Raw genomic sequence first — 17,883 nt, forward strand, 5'->3', positions numbered from 1 at the left:
GACGGGGCCGCTGCCTATAGGTCTCGGGTGCACGCGCCCGCCGCAGCGTTCAACGGCCAGCAGGTGGCCGTGCGAGGCGGCGGGGATCGGGCGGTGAGCTTCACCGCGTTCAAGCCCGGATCACGGTGACCTCCCGCCCGCCCGGGGTCCGCGCCGCCTCGGTCGTGGTGCGATCCCGCAGCCGCGCGATCCCCGGGCGGCGATCGAAGATCAAGAGCCAGCCCCGATCGAGCCCCAGCCCGTCCAGGTATCCATCGAGCTGAGCGAGCGCTTCCCTCTTCGGATCGGGGTCACCGGGACGCCACACCTTGAGCTCCATCGCCAGCCGGTCCTGTCCGTACTCCATCAGCAGATCCATCCGGCCGCTGCCGATCGCGACCTCCCGCTCGACGCGCCCGCGGCCGTTCACCACCCGGTGCAGGAAGGCCATGAGCACGAGATGCGGCGCGATCTCCGCGTACGGCGTGCTGGCGAGCAACGCCTCGGCATGCTGGCGCCAGAACGCCACGAACGCCTCCAGCAGGCGCTCCGGATCGAGCCGCCCGTCCCGCTGCAGCCAGGTCGGCGCGATCACCGGCATCGAGCGTCGCGCGGTCGCGGACAGCGCGCGGGGAAGGATCTCTTCATAGATCGGGTTGGCGATCTCCAGCGCTCCGTCCGCCGCCTGCCGGACCAGCCCGAGGTCCATCGCGTAACGCTGATCGTCCTCCGGGACCGCGCCCAGCGCGGAGCCGGCGAGGATCGGCTCGAGCACCGCGCGCACCCGGCCTTCCTGCAGGCGCTCGGCGAGGCTGTCGAGGTGCGTGTCCTGCCGGAGGACGATGGCATCGCGGGCGGCGCGCACGTGCGCGGGCAGGAGCGCCATGCTGCGGTCGGGCACGAGCTCGTCCACCATCTCCCGGGCCAGGGCGTTGACCGGCCAGGGCTGCCCGCAGGTGAGCTGGAACGCGAGATCGACCGCCTCGGGCGCGAAGACCTGCCCGGTGTCGGCCGTGTGCTGCGCGTAAAGCCCGGCCACCTCCTCGCGGGTGAAGTCGCGCAGGAGCACCGACTCCTCCTTCACGTTGAACGGCGAGGCGCCGCCGAGCTGGCCCTCGTCGCCCGCGGTGACCTTGTAGTCCCGGACGTCGCGCATCCCGATGAGAGCGATGGCCCACGGGAAGCCCTGCGGCCTGCGGCGGTGGCCTCCGCGGAGCTGGCTCAGCGCGGAGAGCAGCGTGGGGCCGGTGAGCGCGTCGATCTCGTCGAGAAAGAGCACGAGCGGGCGCGGACAGGCCTGCGCCCAGGCAGCGAGCGCGTCGGCGAGGCGGTGGCCCGGCGGCCCGTCAGGCCAGGGCGGCGGGCGCTGGTCGGGCGGGAGCTGGAAGGCGCATCGTCACGGAAGGATTGGAGGATCGCGGACTCCGCGGCGCCGACGTCCTCCGGGAAGGCGCGGCCGACCTCGAGCGACAGGAGCGCCGCGGCGTAGCGACCTTCCTGCACGAGCGCGGCGGCCAGGGACAGGAGCGACATGGTCTTGCCCGTCTGCCGCGGACCGTGCACGACGAAGTAGCTCTGTCGGTCGATCAGCCGGCGCAGCCGCTCGATGCGCCGGAGGGGGTCGACCATGTAGTGCAGGTCGGGTCTGCACGGGCCGGCGGTGTTGAAGAAGCGCGCCATCGCGCCGCCATCCTGCCATGGGGGCCCGGGGAGTCACGCGAGACCGGCGGCTCGGGGCGGAGGGTGGCGCGTTCCGCCGCGGCGCCGCAACCAGGACAGCAGCGTTCGGGAGCGTGCCAGCCCATCCCGGACGCCGGCCAGCGGACCGGGCGCGCGCGCCAGCGGTCGCTGGGTGCGCTCCCCGGAGCTGCTGGGCACCTTCCCGGAGTTGCTGGGTGCGCTCCTCGGAGCTGCTGGGTACGCTTCCCGGAGTTGCTGGGTGCGCTCCTCGGAGCTGCTGGGTACGCTTCCCGGAGTTGCTGGGTACGCTTCCCGGAGTTGCTGGGTACGCTTCCCGGAGTTGCTGGGTACGCTCCTCGGGACTGCTGGGTGCGCTCGTCGGCGCTGCTGGACGCGTTCCCCGAGTTGCTGGATACGCTCCCTGCCGGTGCTGGGCGGCTGGCGAGCCCGAACGTGCGCTGGGACGTCATTGACGGCTGCCTCATCAGGGTGACCACGCGCAACGACTTCGTGAAGAACCAAGGTGGTCACGCCAGCAGCCCTCCAGAGCGATTTTCGCGCGGGTTTCATGCAGCCGTTTCGTCTTCCGTGCTCGTCCTTCGTCTTCCGTGCTCGTCCTTCGCGCGCGTGCACGTGCGCGATTCCCCGGGGTCAGCGCGCACGCGCACGCGCACGAGAGACGGAAGACGGAAGACGGGGGACGAAGACGAGAGCCGGTATACGAATTCCAGCTGAAGACCGCTCTAATACAGATGAAACTCCGGGTGCCTCACCAGCCCGTAACACACCGCCGCCCACCCCGCCTCGCCCGGCGAGAACCGCGACTTCGGCGCGCCCTTCGCCCGGTGCCGCGCGACCGTCCCCTGGTAGAGCGCGAAGAACTTCGCCTCCCGGTCCGGCGGCGCGAGGCGCGCCGGGTAGCTCAGGAACGTCCGGTGCAGCACGTCGAACCGCGGGGCGAACGCCGCCGCGTCGAGGTCCTCCGCGGGGAGGTCGAAGGCGAAGATCAGCCGGCGCTCGATCGGGACCGGCGCGCTCGCCTTGAGGTCGTGCTCCAGGGCGCGGTCGCACAGCGCGATCCCGAGCCGCTCGAACGCCGCCATCATGAGCGCGTTGGTCTGCGTGCCGCGCGGGAGATCCAGGCCGTGATCGGGCAGCCCGAGCGCCGTGAGGTAGTCCTCCCAGGCGTCGAAGAGCGCCGCCTTGTCGTCCCCCCGCGCGCGGCGCTCGACCTCCGCCGGCGAGAGGCCGCCGAAGAGCCGGAGATACGTCCTCAGGTACGCCTCGGCCGGGATGAGCCGCAGATCCTGCTTCGGCGTCCGGCTCTGCGCGACGCGCCCCGTCTCCCGGAGCGGCGCCGCAGGCCGCGGCGCGACCGCCTCCGGCGGGGCGCACGCGCCCGCCACCGCCGCCATCCCGGCAAGGGCGAACGCCCTCACCCCGCCGCGCATCACCGCGCTCCCCCGCCGCGCATCAACCGCGCTCCCCCGCCGCGCATCACCGCGCTCCCCCGCCGCGCATCACCGCGCTCCCCCGCCGCCGCGCTCCAGCGCTGGCCGCACGTTGCTCGCGCGCGCGTAGGCCGGCGACCGCACGATCGCATCGACCAGGGGCCGCATCCGGTAGCCGCGCGACACGAACCGCTCGCGCAGCGCGCGGAGCAGGGCCTCGTCCTCGTCGCGCAGCGGCCGCCCGAGAAACGACTCGGTGACGCGCGCGACCGCGCACGACGCGAACTCCGGCCTGCGCGTGAGATCGGCCGCGGCGCCGGCCGGGCCGCGGTCGGCGTGATCCGGCGAGGCATAGGCGCCCCGGAGCACGCCGCGCTCCTTGCTCGAGAAATCAGGGTCGTAGAAGCGCCGGCACGACCCGCCCGTCTTGCCCCCCGCGTCCAGCTTGCACACCGGGTTCTCGATCGGAAACCGCGAGGCAGGCAGATAGGTCCACGTCGTCTCCTCGACCCGCGTGAAATACGCGGCGAGCGGCTCCAGCGTCGCATGACAGCTGGAGCAGCCCGGCCGGACCATGAGATCGGGCTCGTCCGACGGCGGCAGCTCCGCGTGCTCGGCCGCGAAGCTCTTGCACAAGAACGCGCTGTAGAGCGCGGCCCCGCGCGCGCGGCGCGAGGAATACTTCGTCAGGAACACCGGCGTCGTGACGATCCCCGCCGCGCGCGGCCCGCGATCGGGGATGAACGTCCACGCCGAGACGTCGTGCGGCGCGACGACCGGCGGCACCGCGCCCGGCAAGAACAGCGGCGCCTCGTCCTCGCGCATCCCGAACGACTTGTGCAGCGAGCAGCACGCCGCCGGCGCGCTCGATCGATAGAACTGCGCGAGCGGACCGTTGATGAACGTGTAACGCCCGGTGAGGATCTCCCGGAAATCGCGGTCGGCCCGGAAGACGTGCTGCATGAGGTGAATCGCCTCCTGCGACCACCAGAACTTGTTCCAGCCGGAGATCGTGCGCGGCGCGGCGCCGATCGGGCTCTCGATGCCGAGCGGGACGTGGGCGGGCAGCACGAACGCGGGAGGATCCCTGCCGGAGTTGTCGCCCGGCAAGCAATGCTCGAGGCCGATGCCGCAGCCGCAATCGACGCTCATCGCGAAGGCGAGCGCGCTCCGGCACGAGATCGGCTCGCCCCGGTGCTCCATGGCATAGCGATCCTCGGGCATCGGCGGGCGAACGCGCCCCGCAGGCAGCGGAGCCCCCGCGGGCAACGGGGGGATGCCGCTCGCGTAGATGTGGCCGACCTCGGCGGTCTGCGCCTCCTCCTTGCAGACCCGGACCTCGACCGTCGGCGTCTTGCGGTCGGGCTCGACCAGGAGCTGCGGCAGCGGGACATAGGCGCTGTCAGGGTCCTTCCACCCGGCGCCATAACGCTGCGTCGGCGAGATCGACAGGTAATCGCGGTAAAGCCAGAACGGGCGCACCACCGTGGTCCGCTCGTCGAGCAGCTTCTGGGAGATGGCCTTGGGCGTCCCCGTCAGGGCGTGGAAGCTCCCGCGGAGCCCGCTCTCGGCCTCGGAGAAGCAAAACTCGCCGTCGATCACCGGGTTCAGGCGGCGCTGGTTGTAGCGGAAATAGACGTAGAGCGGCTGGCCGTCCGGGCCGAGCACCTCGGCCCTCCGGAGCGTCGTCTCCGGCGGCGCGAACAGCCCCACCGGGCCGAGCTCCAGCCGCAGGACATCCATGTAAATGCGCGTCAGCCGCTCGACGTACCCCTGGCCGTCGAGGTTGCGCTCGATCCAGGCGTCGAGGTCGAAGCCCGGCGACTCCATCTCGGCGAGCTCCTCGCGCGTCGGGAGCCGACCGTTCAGGTCGAGGGAGAGCGCGCGGAAATACCGGTACTGCTCCAGCGTCGGGGCGGCCGCGGACGGCGGCGCGAACAGGGCCGCGGCCGCCGCCGCGAGGAGCGCCGCCGCGGCCACCGCGCCGAGCCCCCTCATGCGCCCGCCTCGCCCGCGTCGCGCGCCGGCGCCGCCTCGCCGTCGCGCGCCGGCGCCGCCTCGCCGGGGAGCACCCCGGCCATCAGCATCCCGAGCTCCGTCCGCGAGACCGCGCCCGCGTCGCGCATCGCCACGATCCCGCCCCGGTACATCACCGCGATCCGGTCCGACAGCGCGAGGATCTCGTCGAGCTCCGCCGACACGAGCAGCACCGCCGCCCCCGCGTCGCGCGCCGCCACGATCTCGCGGTGGATGTGCTCGATCGAGCCCACGTCCACGCCGCGCGTCGGCTGGCTCGCCACGAGCAGCTCCACGGGGCGGCTCATCTCGCGGGCGAGGATCACCTTCTGCTGGTTGCCGCCCGAGAGCGCCGAGACCGGCGTCGCCGGGCCGGGCGCGCGGATGTCAAAGGTCTTTATCAACCGCCGCGCGTTCTCCTCGCGGGCGTCGTCGCGGAGCACGCCGCGCACGGCGAACGGGGCCTCGTGGTAGGTGCAGAGCACGAGGTTGTCCGCGATCGCGTACGAGAGCACGAGCCCGTGGCGCTGGCGGTCCTCGGGCACGTGCGAGACGCCGCGCTCGATGAGGTCGCGGGGCGGCGCGCCGGTGACGTCGCGGCCCCGGAGGAGCACGCGCCCGGCGCGCGGCGGCGTGAGGCCGGTGACGGCCTCGACGAGCTCGGTCTGGCCGTTGCCCTGCACGCCGGCGATCCCGAGGATCTCGCCGGCGCGCACCGAGAAGCTGACCTCGCGGACCACGTCGGCGCCCGCCCCGCGCCGGCCCGCGACGCTGAGGCGCTCGACCTCGAGCACGACCGCCCCGGGGCTCGCCGGGGCCTTGCTCACCTGGAGCGCCACCTCGCGGCCGACCATCGTCGCCGCCAGGCCGCGCTCGTCGGTCTCGGCCGGGATCGCGGCGCCCACCACCTTGCCCGCGCGCATCACCGTCACCCGGTCCGCGACCGCGAGCACCTCCCGGAGCTTGTGCGTGATGAACAGGACCGAGACCCCCCGCGCCGTCAGCCCCCGCAGCACGCGGAACAGCTCGTCCGCCTCCTGCGGCGTGAGCACGGCCGTGGGCTCGTCGAGGATCAGGATCTCCGCCTTGCGGTAGAGCGCCTTGAGGATCTCCACGCGCTGCTGCACGCCGACCGGGAGGTCCTCCACGCGGGCGTCGGGGTCGACGTCGAGCCCGTGGCGCGCCGAGAGCGCGCGGACCTCGGCGCTCGCGCGCCGGCGGTCGAGCAGGCCGCCGCGCACGAGCTCGGCGCCGAGAACGACGTTCTCGGCGACCGTGAACACCGGGATGAGCATGAAGTGCTGGTGCACCATGCCGATCCCGAGCGCGATCGCGTCGCTCGGCGACCGCAGGGAGACGGGGCGCCCGCCGCGGCGGAGCTCGCCCCCGTCCGGGCGCAGGAGCCCGTAAAGGATGTTCATCAGGGTCGATTTGCCGGCCCCGTTCTCCCCGAGCAGGGCGTGGATCTCGCCCTCGCGGAGGTCGAGATCGACCCCGTCGTTCGCCAGGACGCCGGAGAACCGCTTGGTGATCCCCCGGGCCTCCAGGACGGCCGTCACCGCCGGCCCTCCGGCTCGTAAGGCTGGCCGTCGGCGGCCGGCGGCGTGGTCTTGCCGATGACGCCGGTGAGGATGAGCAGCGTCAGGAGGTACGGCACGAGGCCGACGACCGACGATTGCTGCAGGAACGACCACGACGGCGGGATCTGGTCGCGGAAGAGCTGGAGGTTGATCTGGAACGCCTGCGCCGCGCCGAAGACGAGCGCCGCGGCCCACGCGCCGAAGGGCGTCCAGTCGCCGAAGATCATCGCCGCGAGGGCGATGAAGCCGCGCCCGTTCGTCATCATCGGCTCGAAGGACGGCACCGACTCCAGGGTGAAGTACGCCCCGCCGAGCCCCGCGATCGCGCCGCCGATCACGACGTTCACGGTGCGCACGCGGGCCACGTCGATCCCGACCGTGGCGGCGGCGCGCGGGTGCTCGCCCACGGCGCGCGCGCGCAGGCCCCACCGCGTGCGGAACAGCACGAGGTGCGTCAGCCCGACCAGCGCGACGGCGGCGACGGCGATCGGCTGCTGCTCGAACACGGGGCCCACGATCGGGGCGTCCGCGAGGAGCGGGACGTGCAGGCGCGGCAGCACGCCGGGCGCGTGGGGCACCTGGCCGCCGAACGCGCTCCCGGGCCCGAAGAAGAGCTGTCGGTTGAAGAAGCCGGTGAGCCCCACGGCCAGCAAGTTGATCACCGTCCCCGCGAGGATCTGGTCCACGGAGAAGGTCACCGCAAGCACGGCGAGCAAGAGGCCGAGGAGCGCGCCGGTCGCGACCGCGATCGCGACGCCGAGCAGCAGGCTCGGCAGCGGGGGGACGCCGAGGACCGCGCTCGCGTAGATCGACCCGAACCAGCCCGAGAACGCGGCCGCGAGCATCATCCCCTCGATGCCGAGGTTCACGACCCCGGAGCGCTCGCAGAAGACGCCGGAGAGCGCCCCCAGCGTGAGCGGGGTGGCCACCGCGAGGGTCGTGGCCGCCATGCTGGCCACGATCGTCAGCGGCGGCACCTGCGAGGCGCCGACGAGCGCCACGACGCCGACCAGCACCGTCACGACCACCGCGATGAAGGCGTAGCGTCGATGGCCCATCGCCGCCCCCTAGCCGCCCCACCCGCGCGTGAGCACGAGCCGCTCGCGCTCGCCGCGGACCCGGTAGATGCGGCGGACCAGGGTGTCCGCCGCGACGAACAGCAGGATCAGCGCCTGGATGACGGAGATCACGTCGATGGGGATCTGCGTGAGGTACTGCATCCGGGTCGCGCCGCTGCGCATCGCGCTGAACAGCAGGGCCGCGAGCACCGTGCCGCCGGGGTGCGCCTTGCCGAGGAGGGCGATGGCGATCGCGTCGAAGCCGTAGCCCTGCGAGAACCCGAGCTCGTGCCGGTGGTGGAGCGCGCTCACCTCGATGGCGCCGGCCACGCCGGCGAGGGCGCCCGAAAGCGCCATGGTCACGATCACGGTGCGGCCCACGCGCACCCCGGCGTAGCGCGCGGCGTCGGGGCTCTGCCCCGCGGTGCGGATCTCGAAGCCGAACGCCGTCCGCTGCAGCACCCAGCCCACGAGCGCCGCCGCGAGCAGGGCGAGCGGGAAGCCCCAGTGCAGCCGGTAGCCCTCCACGAGCTCGGGGACGCGCGCGCTCTCGTCGATGAGGGGCGTGCGGGACAGCACGTTGGACGCCGCGGGATCCTTCATCGGGCCGTTCAGGAGGAAGCTCACCGCGTTGAGGGCCACGTAGTTGAGCATGATCGTGCTGATCACCTCGTGTCCGCCGGCGCGCGCCTTGATCCACCCGGGCACCGCGGCCCACAGCCCGCCGGCCAGCGCGCCGAGGAGCAGCGTCAGGGGCACGTGCAGCGCCGCGGGCAGGCCGCCGCCCACGAGCCGCGGCAGCCAGTGGCCGGCCCAGGCCGCGGACAGCGCGCCGAGCGCGAGCTGCCCCTCGGCCCCGATGTTGAACAGCCCCCCCTTGAAGGCCAGCGAGACCGACAGGCCGGCCAGGATGTACGGCGTCGCCCACACGAGCGTCTCGCTCACCGCCCGCGGCGACCCGAACGCGCCCTCGAGCATGCCCGCGTACGCCTCGAGCGGGTTGCCCCCGGCCAGGGCGATGAGCACGCCGCCCAGGACCATCGCGGTGAACACCGAGAGGGCCGGCAGGAGCAGCGGCTCGAGGAGCCGGATCAGCTTCTGTCGCATCCGCGGGAGCCCGAGGAGATCACGGCGGCTACTTGGCGTCCTTGGCGGGCGGCACCGTCGTCTTGAGCGTCCCGTCGAGGAGCCCTCTCCGGAGCTCCTCCATCTTCGCCTTCACCTCGGCCGGGACCTTGCCCTCGAGATCGTGATACGGCGCATAGCCCGACTTGCCCTGGAAGTTCCCGGACGGCAGCTTGCCTTCCTTGGCCATCTTGATGAGGTCGAAGGCGCCCTCGGTGATGAGCTTGACGGCGCTGGAGAGCAGGACCTTCTGGGCCTCGGGCACCGTGTAGTACTGGTCGGTGTCGACGCCGATGGCGTAGACGCCCTTCGTGGCCGCGCCGAGCAGCGCGCCGTTGCCCGTCTTGCCGCCGCCGCCGAAGACGATGTCGACGCCCTTGTCGATCATCGAGACGGCGGTCGTCTTCCCCCACTCGGGATCGGTGAACGTCTTATCGAAGCCAACGTCGTTGTGGTAAACGACGCTGAGCTCGATGTCCGGCTTGACGTGGCGCGCCCCGGCGCGGAAGCCCTCGCCGAAGCGGTAGACCGGCGGGACGGCGTCGGTGGCGAGCACCGCGCCGATCTTGCCGGTCTTGGTCATCAGCGCGGCCAGCGCGCCGACCAGGAAGCCGCCGTGGTCCTCGGGGAAGACCAGGCCCACCACGTTCGGCTTCGTGTCGGCCTGGAACTGGTCGATGCCGATGAACTTGACGCCCTTGAACCGATCGGCCGCGGCGTGCGTCGCCTCGGTGAGCCCGAAGCCCGACGTGACCACCACGTCGTACTGCTCCTCGGCGAAGGTCGCGATGTTCTTGGGGTAATCCTTGGGATCCGTCGTCTCGATGTACTGCGTCGTGGCGCCGAGCTCCTTCTGCGCCCGCTGGATCGCCTCCCAGGCCGACTGGTTGAACGACTTGTCGTCGATCTTGCCCATGTCGGTCACGAGGCCCACGCAGAACACCTCGGGGCTCGCGCAGTCCGCCTTCTTGTTGCGGGTGCACGCCGGGAGCGCGCTGGCGAGGGCCAGCAGGACCGCGATCGCGAGGCGCCGCTTCTTCAACATGCCGGATCTCCTTGGAAGGCCCGCATTGGACACCGGGCAGCGCACCAAGGCAACCCAGCGTTCGCATCCACGCACTTTTGCCTACATCGGGCGGCCGGACCGTGCGGTCGCGCGGCGAAGGTGTCGCGATCGCGGAGCAACTTTTTTTTCTGAGGCGTTGTCACAGTCGATCGGCAGCGCCCGATGAGCGATGGGGCGCGCCGGCGCAGCCTGCCCGAGGAGGTCCTTCCCATGAATGGTCCCGCCGTTCGACTCACGCTTGTTTGTGCTCTCGTCGCGTCCGCCCTGGTTCCTTCGGGGGACGCGTCGGCCTGCGGTGGTGTGGAGATCCTGCCCGCGATCGATCACCGCGTGATGGGGGTCGCCCAGGCCGAGCAGGCCCTGCGCGACGGCCGGATCACCGCGGCCGCGGGGAGCGTGATCCGCATGTTCCCCGAGATCCGGCGGATCTCCCACGACAAGGATCCGCTGCTCAACCGGGCCTTCCGCGTCCTCGCGGTGGCCACCGCGCGCGCGGGCGGCGCGCTCGACGTCCGGCCGGAGGTGCCGCGCGAGCTGCTCGAGACGTGGGGCGGGGCGTCGGCCGAGGAGCGCAAGGCGAACGTCGACTGGTCGATCCGCGCGCTGCGCCGGCTGAACGAGCACCGAAAGGGCGATCCCGCGCTGCAGACCGACCTCGGCGAGGCGCTCGCCCGGTCGCCGGAGCACCGCGGCGAGGCGCTGCAGCTGCTCGGCGGCCTGGCGGAGAAGGACCTCCTGGCGAGCCCCGAGGCGTACGCGGCGCTGGCGCGGCTGCGCGCGCTGTCGGGGGACGCCGCGGGGCACGACGCCGCGGCGAGCCGCTGCGAGGCGATGGCGAAGGACGCGGCGCTGTGTCGGACGAGCCGCGCGGTCGACCCGCGCCCGCAGAGCTGACGCCGATGCGCGCCCGTCCGCTGCTCGCCGCGCTTGTCGCGCTCGCCTCGGGCGCCGCCGCGTGCACCTCCGAGGACGCGCGGGGGCCCGAGGCCGCCGCGCCGCTCTCCGCGGGCGGCGGCGCCGCGGAGGCCGCCGCGCCCGCACCGGCCGCCGCGTCCGCACTGGCCGCCGCGTCCGCACTGGCCGCCGCCGCGGCGACGGCCGGCGATCCGGCGCGCGGGCAGCGGCTCGTCGCCGAGCTTCAGTGCAACCGCTGCCACGACGGGACCGGGCAGGCGCCCGCGCCGCGCGACGCGCACTGCGTGCAGTGCCACCAGGACATCGCGGCCGGGCGGTTCCAGGCGCCGGCCGCGGCGATGAAGCGGTGGAACGAGAACCTGGTCCAGCTGCGCGACGTCCCGTCGCTCGCCGCCGCCGGCGACCGGCTCCGGCGCGACTGGATCCGCGGTTTTTTGCTCGCGCCGCACGACCTCCGCCCGCGCCTGCACGCGACAATGCCGCGGCTCGCGATCGGGCCCGAGCAGGCGAGCGACATCGCGGCCTACCTCACCCGGGATCGCCGCGAGCGGCCGCGCGAGGCGCTCGCGGGCGCGAGCGCGGACCGGGGGCGCGAGCTCTACGAGGCCAAGGGGTGCGGCACCTGCCACGCCTTCACCGGGGTGGCCGGGCTGACGGCGGTCGCGCCGGTGAAGGCGATGCAGAAGGAGACGCGCGCCGCGGTCGCCCTGGCGCCGGATCTGCGGCACGCGCGCGACCGGATGGAGCCCGCGGACCTCGCCGCGTGGGTGCTCGATCCCGGCGCGATCAAGCCGGGCACGCCGATGCCCCAGGTGCCGATGTCGCCCGCCGAGGCGCGGGACATCGCGGCGTTCGTCGCGACCACGGCGCTCTCGCCGCCGGCGCCGGCGAGCGCGCCCGAGCGGCTGCCGCTCCTCTCGCGTCGGGTGACCTACGCCGAGGTGGATCGCAGGGTGTTTCGCGTCACGTGCAGGCATTGCCATTCTGAGCCCGATTACGCGCTCGGCGACGGCGGGCCCGGGAACACGGGCGGGTTCGGGTTCAAGCCGCGCGGGCTGAACCTCGCGACGTACGAGGGGATCGCCGCGGGCTACGTCGACGATCAGGGCGAGCGGCGGAGCGTCTTCGCCCGCGGGCCGGACGGAGCGCCGCGCCTCGTCGCGGCGCTCGTGGCGCGGCAAGCGGAGGAGGCGGGCCGCGCGGATCCGGCGGTGCGCGGGATGCCGCTCGGGCTGCCCGCGCTCGGCCCGGAGGAGATCCAGCTCGTCGAGAGCTGGATCGCGCAGGGGCGGCCGCAGTAGCGAGGCGCTCCGTGGTAGCTTCCCGGCCCGCGCCCGCGCGGGCGGATCGCGCGAGGCGCAACGTGTGGAGGCCGGCATCATGACAGGGCAGCTTCTGGAAGAGGGCTTTACCAGGCTCGGGATCGACCCGCGCCTCACGTGGCGCAACCCGCCTTCGCGCTGGGCGGTGGAGCCGGAGCGGGGCGTGCTCGTGGTCGAGCCCGGCGCGAAGACGGACTACTGGCAGCGGACGCACTACGGCTTCCGCACCGACAACGGGCCTTTCCTCTTCACCCGCGCCGGCGGCGATTTCGTGGTGACCTGCCATGTGCGGTTCCGGCCCGCGCACCAGTACGATCAGGCGGGGCTCATGGTGCGAATCGCGGAGTCGTGCTGGCTGAAGACGTCGGTGGAGTTCGAGCCGCACGGCCCGAGCCGGCTCGGCGCCGTGGTGACGAACGCGGGCTACAGCGACTGGTCGACCCAGCCGTTCCCCTCGGATCGCCGCGAGATCTGGCTGCGCGTGCGGCGGGAAGGGTCGGATTACCTCGTCGAGAGCTCGGACGACGGCGGGGCCTGGACGCAGATCCGCATGGCGCACCTGCACGAGGACGACGGCGCGCGCGAGGTCGAGTGCGGCCTCTACGCCTGCAGCCCGGTGGGCGAGGGCTTCGTCGCGGAGTTCGACCTGCTCCGGATCGCGCCGGGGCGCGTGACGTGAGCCCCCGCGGCGCGGGCGGCGCCGGCGTCATCGCCCGGCGCTGAACCGCCGCGCGTCCCGCTCGCCGATGCGCTCCATGTCCTGGAGCCAGGTCGCGCGTTGCTCGGGGGTCCGGGTGTTCTGATTGAACAAGGTGGTCTCGCGGACGGGCCCGAAGCCCACGAAGCGCAACGTCGCGTTGACGAACGAGGCATGGACGGAGCGCCGGTGCCAGAAGCGGTACCACCAGCTCGGGCTATCCATCGTGGTCACGACGCGCGCGCTGCGGCCGGCGAGCAGCCCCTCGGGCAGCGGGCTGCGCTTTCGATAGGCGAACGACCAGCCGGGCAAGAAGGTGCGATCGATGAAGCCCTTGACGAGCGCAGGCGGCCCCGCCCACCACGTGGGAAAGAACCAGGTCACGTGGCTGGAGCGCTCGATGGCGGTCCGGGCCTCGAGGAGATCGGGCTCGAGCTCTTGTCGACCGCTGAAGCCGGCGCGCAAGTGCGGATCGAAGGCGAGCGAGCGTAGGGCCAGGTGCTCGACGCTGGCTCCGCCCCTCTGGAGGCCGCTGGCGTAGGCCTGAGCGAGCGAGTCGCTCAGGCTATCGGGAGCTGGGTGACCGTGGATGACGAGGTGCATGCGTCGATCTTGGACATGCAGCAGCCTCTGGGTAGACGGACCTGGGCAGGCGTGCCATGCGTGGATGCATGGCACGCTCCCCCTCTTCCGCGCCCGCTGGCAGGCCGCCCTCGGACGTGGATTGGGCCGATCTGCGCCTCTTCCTGGAGGTGGCGCGCGCCGGCAGCTTCTCGGCCGCCGCCCGCAAGCTCGGGATCGAGCAATCGACGGTGAGCCGGCGCATGGCGAGCTTCGAACGAACGCTCCGGGTGGCCGTGTTCGATCGGCTCCCGGGAGGCTCCATGCTCACCCCGCTCGGCGAGCAGCTCCGGCGCCACGTCGAGTCGATGGAGGCCGGCGCCGACCAGCTCGTGCGCGAGGCCAATGGCCACGAGAGAGAGGTCGAGGGCCTGGTTCGCCTGGCGCTCACCGAGTCGATCGCCGTGCACGGCGTCATTCCGCGCGTGCTCCCGGTGCTCGCCGAGCGGCACCCGCGCGTGTCGCTCCACCTGCTGACCAGCTACGAGGCGGCGGATCTGGGCCATCGTGAAGCCGAGATCGCCGTGCGCTTCTTCCGACCGAGGAGCGGCGATCTGGTGGCCGCGCGCATCGTCACCTTGCCCACGGTGCCTGTCGCCCACCGCAAGCACTCGAAGAAGAGCCGCGACGAGCTCGACTGGATCGGCGTCGATCTGGGCCGCGTCCCCACGGTCGAGGAGGACTACCAGAAGCGGCACGTGCGGAAGGCACCAAGGCTCGTCGTGAGCAGCTATATCGCTCAGCTCGAGGCCGTGCGAGCGGGCCTCGGCGCCGCCGTCTTGCCGCGCAGCGTGCTCGACCTGGACGACGGCCTGGTGGAGCTCGATCTCGGTCTCCCCGCAGGTCCGGTGCTCGAGCTCTGGCTCGTCACGCCGCGCAGCCTGCGCCACGTGCCGCGCATCGCCGCCGTGTGGGACGCTCTCGAAGAGCAGCTCCAGTTCCTGAACAGCGCGCGACGCGCGCGGGCACGTCCGCGGTGAGCCGGCGTGAGCCCCCACCCCGACCTGTCGATGTGGTGGCACGGCATCCGGGAAGGGACCCTCGCGGAGCCTACGGCTGGCGGAGCCGCCGCGAGGACAGGAGCGCGAGGCCGCCGGTGCGCGCCGCGATGCGCTGGAGCGACGCGAGCAGCGCGGCGGCCTGCTCCTCGCCGAGCAGCGCCCGGAGCCGCCGGTTCACCGCGGCCCGCGCGGCGCGCCCCGCCTCGACCGCGGCCCACCCGCGGTCGGTGAGCTCGACGAGCCGGTTGCGCTGATCGTCCTCGGCGACGCGCCGGCGCACGTAGCCGAGCTCCTCGAGCTCCGCCACCGCCTTGGACGCCCCCTGCGCCGTGATGCCGAGCCGCTCCGCGAGCTCCCTCACCTTCACCGGGCCCGGGATGAGGTGCTGGAACACGTACCCGTGGCTCGGGCGGAGATCGCCGTGGCCGGCCCTCTCCACGCGGCGCATCACCTCGTCGCTGGTCGCGGCCGCGAGGGCGGCGAAGAGCAGCACGAGGTCCTCGTCCGGCGGCGCAGGCTTCACGGCGGGAGCCTGTATCCCGCAACCAAGGTTGCGCAAATGGAGTTGACGGTCTCGGGCGGCGGCCCTATTCATCAACCACGGTTGCGCAATCGATGTTGCGCATTTCCGGGGTCGGTGTTCGGGGTCGAGCGCCGGGCGGATCCGCCGGCGCGCCCCGTCCGTGCGGCCCCGAGGAAGGGACGAAGGGACGAGCGATGCGCCTCGCGATCCAAGGCTCCTGCGACCCCGCGTTCGCGCCCGTGCGCGCGGCGTTCGCCTCGAATTTCGAGCGGTTCCCCGAGCTCGGGGCCGCCGTGAGCGTCGCCGTGCGCGGCCGCGTGGTGGTCGACCTCTGGGCCGGCTTCCGGGACGCGGCGAGGGCCGCGCCGTGGGGCGGCGACACGATCGTGAACGTCTTCTCGGCGACGAAGGGCGCGGTCGCGCTGTGCGCCCACGCGCTCGCGGAGCGGCGCGCGCTCGACGTGGACGCGCCGGTCGCCGCCTCCTGGCCGGAGTTCGCCGCGGCCGGCAAGGAGCGCGTCCTCGTGGGCCAGTTGCTCGACCACAGCGCCGGCCTGCCCGCGCTCCGCGCCGAGCCGGCGGAGGGCGCGCTCTACGACTGGCAGGCGATGACCACGGCCCTCGCCGCGGAGGCGCCGTTCTGGGAGCCGGGCGCCCGGCACGGCTACCACGCGGTCACCTTCGGCTTCCTCGTGGGCGAGGTGATCCGGCGCGCCAGCGGCCGGCGGGTGGGCGCGTTCCTCCGGGAGGCGGTCGCGGGGCCGCTCGACCTCGACTTCCACATCGGCACCGGCGCCGAGCACGACGGGCGGATCGCCGAGGTGCCGCCGACGATCGCGAGCCCTTCGGGCCTGGGCGGCGCGTTCGCCGCGAGCTTCCGCGACCCGGCGTCGCTCACCTCGATGGCCTTCACCCGGCCGCGCGATCTCGTGTCGCCGGGCCTGGTCAACACCGCCCGCGCCCGGCGCGCGGAGATCCCGGCGCTGAACGGCCACGCGAACGCGCGCGCCCTCGCGCGGATGTACGGCGCGCTCGCGAACGGCGGGGCCCTCGCGGACGCCGCGCGCGTGCTCTCGCCGGAGGCCGTCGAGGCCGCGCTGGCGGAGCGGTCGCGCGGCCCCGACGCCGTGCTCCTCGCGGAGAGCCGGTTCTCGCTCGGCTTCATGCTCCCGAGCGCGCTGCGCCCCTTCGGCCGCGGCCCGCGGACGTTCGGCCATCCCGGCGCGGGCGGCGCGCTCGGCTTCGCCGATCCCGACGCGGGGCTCGGCTTCGGCTACACCCCGAACCAGCCCATCGCGAGCGGCGAGGGCGGCGACCCGCGGTGGTCGGCGCTGATCGACGCGGTGTACTCCTGCCTCTGAGCCCCGCTGCGCCCCCGTTTTCGTCTTTCGTGCGCGTGCGCGCGGACTCCGGGGAATCGCGCACGCGCACGCGCACGCCGGAGGGGAGACGAGAGACGAGAGACGAGAGACGAGAGACGAGAGACGAGAGACGAGAGACGAGAGACGAGAGACGAGAGACGAGAGACGAGAGACGAGAGACGAGAGACGAGAGACGAGAGACGAGAGACAGGAGACGAGAGACGGGAGACGAGAGACGGGAGACGCCATGTCGATTCGAGGGCAAGATCCGGAGCGCGGCCCGCCCCAGCGGTCGCTAGCTTCCCTCGTGACGCGATCACGCGCGGCACGCTCCAGAGAGAGCGCCTGCGAGCGGACCGCCTCGCTGGGCTCATCGGCCTCACGCGCACCGTCGCCGCCGAGTACGCGACGCAGGGCATCCGCGCCAACGTGCTCATCTCGGGCGGCGCCGACACGCCCATGTTCCGGCTCTGGAACGACACCGACGAGAAGCGCGCCTTCGCGGCCCAGCTCCACGCAATGAAGCGCGTCGCGTCCCCCGACGAGATCGCCAGCGCGGCCGTGTTCCTGGCGAGCGCGGACGCGTCGTTCGTCACCGGGACCGCGCTGGACGTCGAAGGGGGCGTGTCGCTCGGGTAGGCCATCCAGCTCCCCTTCTGCGCATGAGGGCCTCGGGCTCCCCCCGCGCGGCAATCGTGATACAACGCCAGCGAGAGGACCGAAGGCCATGAGCGCGCTCTACGACCGCATCGGCGCGTCCTATTCCGCAACGCGAGGGGCGGATCCCCGTATCGAGGCGCTGATCAAGGACGCCCTCGGCGATGCCCGCTCGGTGGTCAACGTCGGCGCGGGCACCGGCGCGTACGAGCCGACCGACCGCGAGGTGCTCGCGGTCGAGCCCTCGGCGACCATGATCGCGCAGAGGCGGCGCGGCTCGGCGCCAGCCCTCCAGGCCAGGGCCGAGAGCCTGCCCCTGCCCGACCAGAGCTTCGACGCCGCGTTGGCCGTCAACACGCTCCATCACTGGACCGACCTGCGGGCAGGCCTGCGCGAGCTCCGCAGGGTCGCGCGCAAGCGAATCGTCATCTTCATGCGCGATCCGAGGCGCGGTCAACCTTTCTGGCTGACCGAGGATTATCTCCCCTCGCTCGACCCGTCACGCAAGTACTCCGCCGTCGCCGACGCGATCGGAGAAGAGCTCCCGTCCGTCAAAGCGCTGCCTTTCGCGTTGCCTCGCGATTGCGCCGACGGCTTGTTCGTTGCGTACTGGGGGCGGCCCGAGATGTACCTGGACGGCGAGGTCCGGCGGAACATCTCGAATTTCGCGCTCGCGGAGGAGGGCAACCTGGCGGAAGGGCTCGCGCGTCTGAAGGCGGACCTCGCGTCGGGGGAGTGGGATCGCAAGTACGGAGAGCTGCGGCGGCTGGAGTCGCTCGACCTGGGTCATCGCGTGCTGGTCGCCGAGCTGGCGTGACGTACCACCCGGGC

15 protein-coding genes and 1 pseudogene are annotated in these 17,883 nt (G+C 72.9%); 7 read left to right on the forward strand and 9 right to left on the reverse strand.

Translation table 11 applies throughout. The annotated features are described in order from the left end of the window. Positions 1–109: 109 nt before the first annotated feature. The 7 genes and pseudogenes from WMF20_RS43305 to WMF20_RS43335 all read right to left on the reverse strand — a co-directional run bounded on the left by WMF20_RS43305 (position 110) and on the right by WMF20_RS43335 (position 9,934). Positions 110–1,659 (reverse strand): annotated as a pseudogene (locus WMF20_RS43305) (AAA family ATPase). Positions 1,660–2,402: 743 nt separating this feature from the next. Next, the gene (locus WMF20_RS43310) at positions 2,403–3,098 is read right to left on the reverse strand and encodes a hypothetical protein (RefSeq protein WP_437569272.1); all 696 of its coding nucleotides are present in this window, start codon (positions 3,096–3,098) and stop codon (positions 2,403–2,405) included. A gap of 81 nt (positions 3,099–3,179) precedes the next feature. Further along, complete coding sequence (locus WMF20_RS43315) at positions 3,180–5,108, reverse strand: DUF1585 domain-containing protein (RefSeq protein ID WP_437607588.1); 1,929 nt, start codon at positions 5,106–5,108, stop codon at positions 3,180–3,182. Then, positions 5,105–6,685, reverse strand: coding sequence for an ABC transporter ATP-binding protein (locus WMF20_RS43320; RefSeq protein WP_437607589.1), 1,581 nt, complete (start codon positions 6,683–6,685; stop codon positions 5,105–5,107). Before WMF20_RS43320 ends, WMF20_RS43315 begins: the two co-directional genes overlap by 4 nt. Further along, the gene (locus WMF20_RS43325) at positions 6,682–7,764 is read right to left on the reverse strand and encodes an ABC transporter permease (RefSeq protein WP_129579736.1); all 1,083 of its coding nucleotides are present in this window, start codon (positions 7,762–7,764) and stop codon (positions 6,682–6,684) included. The genes WMF20_RS43320 and WMF20_RS43325 overlap by 4 nt, the downstream gene beginning before the upstream one ends. Positions 7,765–7,773: 9 nt before the next feature. After that, positions 7,774–8,871, reverse strand: a complete 1,098-nt coding sequence (locus tag WMF20_RS43330; protein WP_437607590.1) for an ABC transporter permease — start codon at positions 8,869–8,871, stop codon at positions 7,774–7,776. 28 nt (positions 8,872–8,899) lie between these two features. Next, positions 8,900–9,934 carry a BMP family lipoprotein gene (locus WMF20_RS43335; protein WP_437607591.1) on the reverse strand — a complete coding sequence of 345 codons (1,035 nt, stop codon included), beginning with the start codon at positions 9,932–9,934 and terminating at the stop codon, positions 8,900–8,902. Positions 9,935–10,165: 231 nt separating this feature from the next. Between WMF20_RS43335 and WMF20_RS43340 the strand changes: the two genes are divergently transcribed. From WMF20_RS43340 to WMF20_RS43350, 3 genes are all read left to right on the forward strand, one after another. Then, entirely contained in the window at positions 10,166–10,849 is a 684-nt protein-coding gene (locus WMF20_RS43340; protein ID WP_237244636.1) for a hypothetical protein, read from the forward strand. 5 nt (positions 10,850–10,854) lie between these two features. Next, the gene (locus tag WMF20_RS43345; RefSeq protein ID WP_437607592.1) at positions 10,855–12,171 is read left to right on the forward strand and encodes a c-type cytochrome; all 1,317 of its coding nucleotides are present in this window, start codon (positions 10,855–10,857) and stop codon (positions 12,169–12,171) included. A gap of 79 nt (positions 12,172–12,250) precedes the next feature. Further along, positions 12,251–12,871 carry a DUF1349 domain-containing protein gene (locus WMF20_RS43350; protein WP_437607593.1) on the forward strand — a complete coding sequence of 207 codons (621 nt, stop codon included), beginning with the start codon at positions 12,251–12,253 and terminating at the stop codon, positions 12,869–12,871. Positions 12,872–12,898: 27 nt separating this feature from the next. Here WMF20_RS43350 and WMF20_RS43355 read toward each other — a convergent pair whose 3' ends face one another. Continuing rightward, complete coding sequence (locus WMF20_RS43355) at positions 12,899–13,492, reverse strand: NAD(P)H-dependent oxidoreductase (RefSeq protein WP_437607595.1); 594 nt, start codon at positions 13,490–13,492, stop codon at positions 12,899–12,901. Between the two features lie 68 nt (positions 13,493–13,560). Between WMF20_RS43355 and WMF20_RS43360 the strand changes: the two genes are divergently transcribed. Continuing rightward, a complete protein-coding gene (locus WMF20_RS43360; protein WP_129579742.1) occupies positions 13,561–14,490 on the forward strand; it encodes a LysR family transcriptional regulator in 930 nt (309 codons plus the stop codon). Positions 14,491–14,560: 70 nt separating this feature from the next. Here WMF20_RS43360 and WMF20_RS43365 read toward each other — a convergent pair whose 3' ends face one another. Further along, positions 14,561–15,034 carry a MarR family winged helix-turn-helix transcriptional regulator gene (locus WMF20_RS43365; protein WP_237244638.1) on the reverse strand — a complete coding sequence of 158 codons (474 nt, stop codon included), beginning with the start codon at positions 15,032–15,034 and terminating at the stop codon, positions 14,561–14,563. A gap of 194 nt (positions 15,035–15,228) precedes the next feature. Here WMF20_RS43365 and WMF20_RS43370 point away from each other — a divergent pair, with 194 nt between their 5' ends. The 3 genes from WMF20_RS43370 (at position 15,229) to WMF20_RS43380 (ending at position 17,869) form a co-directional block, all read left to right on the forward strand. Further along, positions 15,229–16,395: a serine hydrolase domain-containing protein gene (locus WMF20_RS43370; RefSeq protein WP_437607596.1), complete on the forward strand. Its 1,167-nt coding sequence runs from the start codon at positions 15,229–15,231 to the stop codon at positions 16,393–16,395. A gap of 372 nt (positions 16,396–16,767) precedes the next feature. Further along, positions 16,768–17,034 (forward strand): SDR family oxidoreductase, encoded by a 267-nt coding sequence (locus WMF20_RS43375; RefSeq protein ID WP_437617219.1) that lies wholly within the window; start codon positions 16,768–16,770, stop codon positions 17,032–17,034. Positions 17,035–17,122: 88 nt separating this feature from the next. Further along, positions 17,123–17,869: a class I SAM-dependent methyltransferase gene (locus tag WMF20_RS43380; protein ID WP_437607597.1), complete on the forward strand. Its 747-nt coding sequence runs from the start codon at positions 17,123–17,125 to the stop codon at positions 17,867–17,869. Positions 17,870–17,883: the final 14 nt, after the last annotated feature.

It is taken from the genome of Sorangium sp. So ce834, from assembly GCF_051521425.1.
GTDB lineage: Bacteria > Myxococcota_A > Polyangia > Polyangiales > Polyangiaceae > Sorangium > Sorangium cellulosum_D.

Excerpts from the sequence above, each read along its gene's own strand:
- WMF20_RS43315 (WP_437607588.1), bottom strand. The coding sequence starts at position 5,108 with ATGAGGGGGCTCGGCGCGGTGGCCGCGGCGGCGCTCCTCGCGGCGGCG.
- WMF20_RS43325 (WP_129579736.1), bottom strand. The coding sequence starts at position 7,764 with ATGGGCCATCGACGCTACGCCTTCATCGCGGTGGTCGTGACGGTGCTG.
- WMF20_RS43330 (WP_437607590.1), bottom strand. The coding sequence starts at position 8,871 with ATGCGACAGAAGCTGATCCGGCTCCTCGAGCCGCTGCTCCTGCCGGCC.
- WMF20_RS43335 (WP_437607591.1), bottom strand. The coding sequence starts at position 9,934 with ATGTTGAAGAAGCGGCGCCTCGCGATCGCGGTCCTGCTGGCCCTCGCC.
- WMF20_RS43340 (WP_237244636.1), top strand. The coding sequence starts at position 10,166 with ATGAATGGTCCCGCCGTTCGACTCACGCTTGTTTGTGCTCTCGTCGCG.
- WMF20_RS43345 (WP_437607592.1), top strand. The coding sequence starts at position 10,855 with ATGCGCGCCCGTCCGCTGCTCGCCGCGCTTGTCGCGCTCGCCTCGGGC.
- WMF20_RS43350 (WP_437607593.1), top strand. The coding sequence starts at position 12,251 with ATGACAGGGCAGCTTCTGGAAGAGGGCTTTACCAGGCTCGGGATCGAC.
- WMF20_RS43355 (WP_437607595.1), bottom strand. The coding sequence starts at position 13,492 with ATGCACCTCGTCATCCACGGTCACCCAGCTCCCGATAGCCTGAGCGAC.
- WMF20_RS43360 (WP_129579742.1), top strand. The coding sequence starts at position 13,561 with ATGGCACGCTCCCCCTCTTCCGCGCCCGCTGGCAGGCCGCCCTCGGAC.
- WMF20_RS43370 (WP_437607596.1), top strand. The coding sequence starts at position 15,229 with ATGCGCCTCGCGATCCAAGGCTCCTGCGACCCCGCGTTCGCGCCCGTG.
- WMF20_RS43380 (WP_437607597.1), top strand. The coding sequence starts at position 17,123 with ATGAGCGCGCTCTACGACCGCATCGGCGCGTCCTATTCCGCAACGCGA.